Below are 2,670 nucleotides of genomic sequence, written 5' to 3' on the forward strand. Positions count from 1 at the left end.
GGCACTTGCCCGCACCCACCGCACGCAACTCACCCGACACGCTCCCGCCGCCGCTCCCCGAGCCGCCGCCGAGAGCGGCGAGCGCCGCGGCGTAGGCCGGCTTCGGCTGGTCGTTGTCGTCGTACATGGTGGCTGCGCCGTAGCCGGGGAAGGTGCCGGGGATCCAGGAGTGGGCGTCGTCCACACCCCACTGGCTCACGCCGACGCAGCGGGAGACGGCCAGGCAGTCGTGGACCACCGCGCCGACGTCGGTGGCCTGCTGCTGGAGGGCGCTGCTGGAGGCGGGCAGCTGGATCCGGTCGTCCAGCTCGGTGACGGCCACGTCCAGCCCGAGGTCCGCGAACCGCTGGAGGTTCGCCTGCATGTCGGAGGGGATCTGACCGACGACGAAGTGACTTTCGAAGCCGATGCCGCTGAGCGGCACCCCCTGGGCGAGCAACGACCGCGCCAGGCTGTAGAGGGCGTTGCTCTTCGCGTTCTCACCCTCGATGTTGTAGTCGTTGAGGTAGAGCTTGGCGGCGGGATCGGCGGCGTGGGCGGTGCGCAGCGCGTCGGCGATGTAGCCACTGCCCATGGCGTTGTAGAAGACGTCCTGGCGCAGCGAACCGTCGTCGTTGAACGGCTCGTTGACCACGTCCCAGGAGTAGACCTTTCCCTTGTAGTGGGTGGCCTCGGTGGTGATGTGCGCTTCCATGACGGATTGCACCCGGTTGAGCGGCAGGGCGCTGACCCAGCCGGGCAGCTGGCTGTGCCAGACCAGGTTGTGGCCGCGCACCCGCATGCCGTTGGCCTGCGCGTACTGCACGAGCTGGTCACCGGGGCCGAAGTTGTACGAGCCGTCGGACGGCTCGGTGGTGTCCCACTTCATTTCGTTGCCCGGGGTCAGCATGTCGAACTGCGCCTCGGCGATGGCGGTTTCGCCGCCGACGCCGAGGTCGGCGTCGGTCAGGGCGGTGCCGAAGTACCGGCCTCCCGCCTCCGCGGCCGCCTTCAGCGTGCTGCCTGACGCAGCCGCCGGGCTCGCCGCGGCAAGCGTGCCGAGCACCACCGCCAGCGCCGAAGTGACCGTGACGGTCCACGCCCGGTGCGATCCGCTGCGGATCCTGCCGATGAGCATGGATGACCTCCTGTAGCTGGGTGGGGCGCGCATGCGCGCGGCGCTCCGCGCCCAGGCGGCGCGAAAGCACAGGCAGCGCGAGAGAGCGACGACGACGTTGGCCGTCGATCGGGGAAACCGGAGCGATCGGCAATCCGGCGCCCGTCCGGCAACGGCACGCTCGGTGGGATGCTCCGCCGCCAAGTAACCCGGAGCTGCCACGCACCGTCAAGAGCCGTTGGAAAGTTTCGTTCAGGTTTCGGAATCTCCGACCCGGATTTCAGAGCCGCCCAACGGCTTTGCGTGTGCATGTACTTGACAGGGCGCCTGATCCCACTGCACCGTCTCCCCCAGAGCAACCCACCCACCCTGCGGCCCGGCAGCCCAGGGCGGGCGTGATTGTTAGCGCTAACACCCACCCATGTGCGCTACTGAGGGAGTATTTCTCGTGATCAAATTCCGCCTCCGGCGGCCACCCCGCACGCGTGGATTCGCCCGCGCCGGGGCCGCCGCGGCCCTCGTGCTCGGAGCACTCGTCACGACCGGCGCCACCAGCGGCCCGGCCCAGGCGGCCGGCCAGGGCCCCTGCGACCTGTACGCCGCCGGCGGCACCCCGTGCGTCGCCGCCCACAGCACCACCCGCGCCCTGTACGCGGCGTACAACGGCCCCCTGTACCAGGTCAGGCGTGCCTCGGACGGGGCGACCAAGGACATCGGGCTGCTGAGCGCCGGCGGCTACGCCGACGCCGCCGCACAGGACTCGTTCTGCGCTGGGACCAGCTGCGTCGTCACCGTCATCTACGACCAGTCCGGCAAGGGCAACAACCTCACCGACGCCCCGGCCGGCGGGGCGGCCGGCGGACCGGACAACCTGGCAGACGCCACCGCGGCGCCGGTGACGGTCGGCGGCCACGAGGCCTACGGCGTCTACGTCGCCCCCGGCACCGGCTACCGCGACGACACCACCAACGGCATCGCCACCGGCGACCAGCCCGAGGGCATGTACGCGATCTTCGACGGCAGCCACTACAACGGCGGTTGCTGCTTCGACTACGGCAACGCCGAGACCACCAACCACGACGACGGCAACGGCACCATGGAGGCGGTCTACTTCGGCAACATCAAGGTCTGGGGCTACGGCAGCGGCAACGGCCCGTGGGTCATGGCCGACCAGGAGAACGGCCTGTTCTCCGGCGTCAACGCCGGCTACAACGCGAACGACCCCAGCATCAACGACCGCTTCGTGACCGCGATGGTCAAGGGCGAGCCGAACCAGTGGGCGATCCGCTCCGGCAACGCCCAGTCCGGCGGCCTCGCCACCGACTACAGCGGCCCGCGCCCCAACGTGTCCGGCTACAACCCGATGCACAAGGAGGGCGCCATCATCCTCGGCATCGGCGGCGACAACAGCAAGGGCGCCACCGGCACCTTCTACGAGGGCGTCATGACCTCCGGCTACCCGAGCGACGCCACCGAGAACGCCGTGCAGGCCAACATCACCGCCGCCGGCTACAGCACCAGCACCACCGGGGCGACGTCGGGTGAGTTGCGTGCGGTGGGTGCGGGCAAGTGTC

The 2,670-nt window shown here is 70.0% G+C and carries 2 protein-coding genes; one reads left to right on the forward strand and one right to left on the reverse strand.

All coding sequences use genetic code 11. From position 1 onward, the window contains the following. On the reverse strand, window positions 1-1,117 hold a 1,117-nt coding region (locus TR48_RS21650), incomplete at its 3' end, for a glycoside hydrolase family 10 protein (RefSeq protein ID WP_042369880.1). A 400-nt stretch (window positions 1,118-1,517) separates the two neighbouring features. Here TR48_RS21650 and TR48_RS21655 point away from each other — a divergent pair. After that, the coding region (locus TR48_RS21655; protein WP_084729634.1) for an arabinofuranosidase catalytic domain-containing protein at window positions 1,518-2,670 on the forward strand (1,153 nt) is incomplete at its 3' end.

This window comes from Streptacidiphilus neutrinimicus, from assembly GCF_000787815.1.
In the GTDB taxonomy this organism is placed as follows: domain Bacteria; phylum Actinomycetota; class Actinomycetes; order Streptomycetales; family Streptomycetaceae; genus Streptacidiphilus; species Streptacidiphilus neutrinimicus.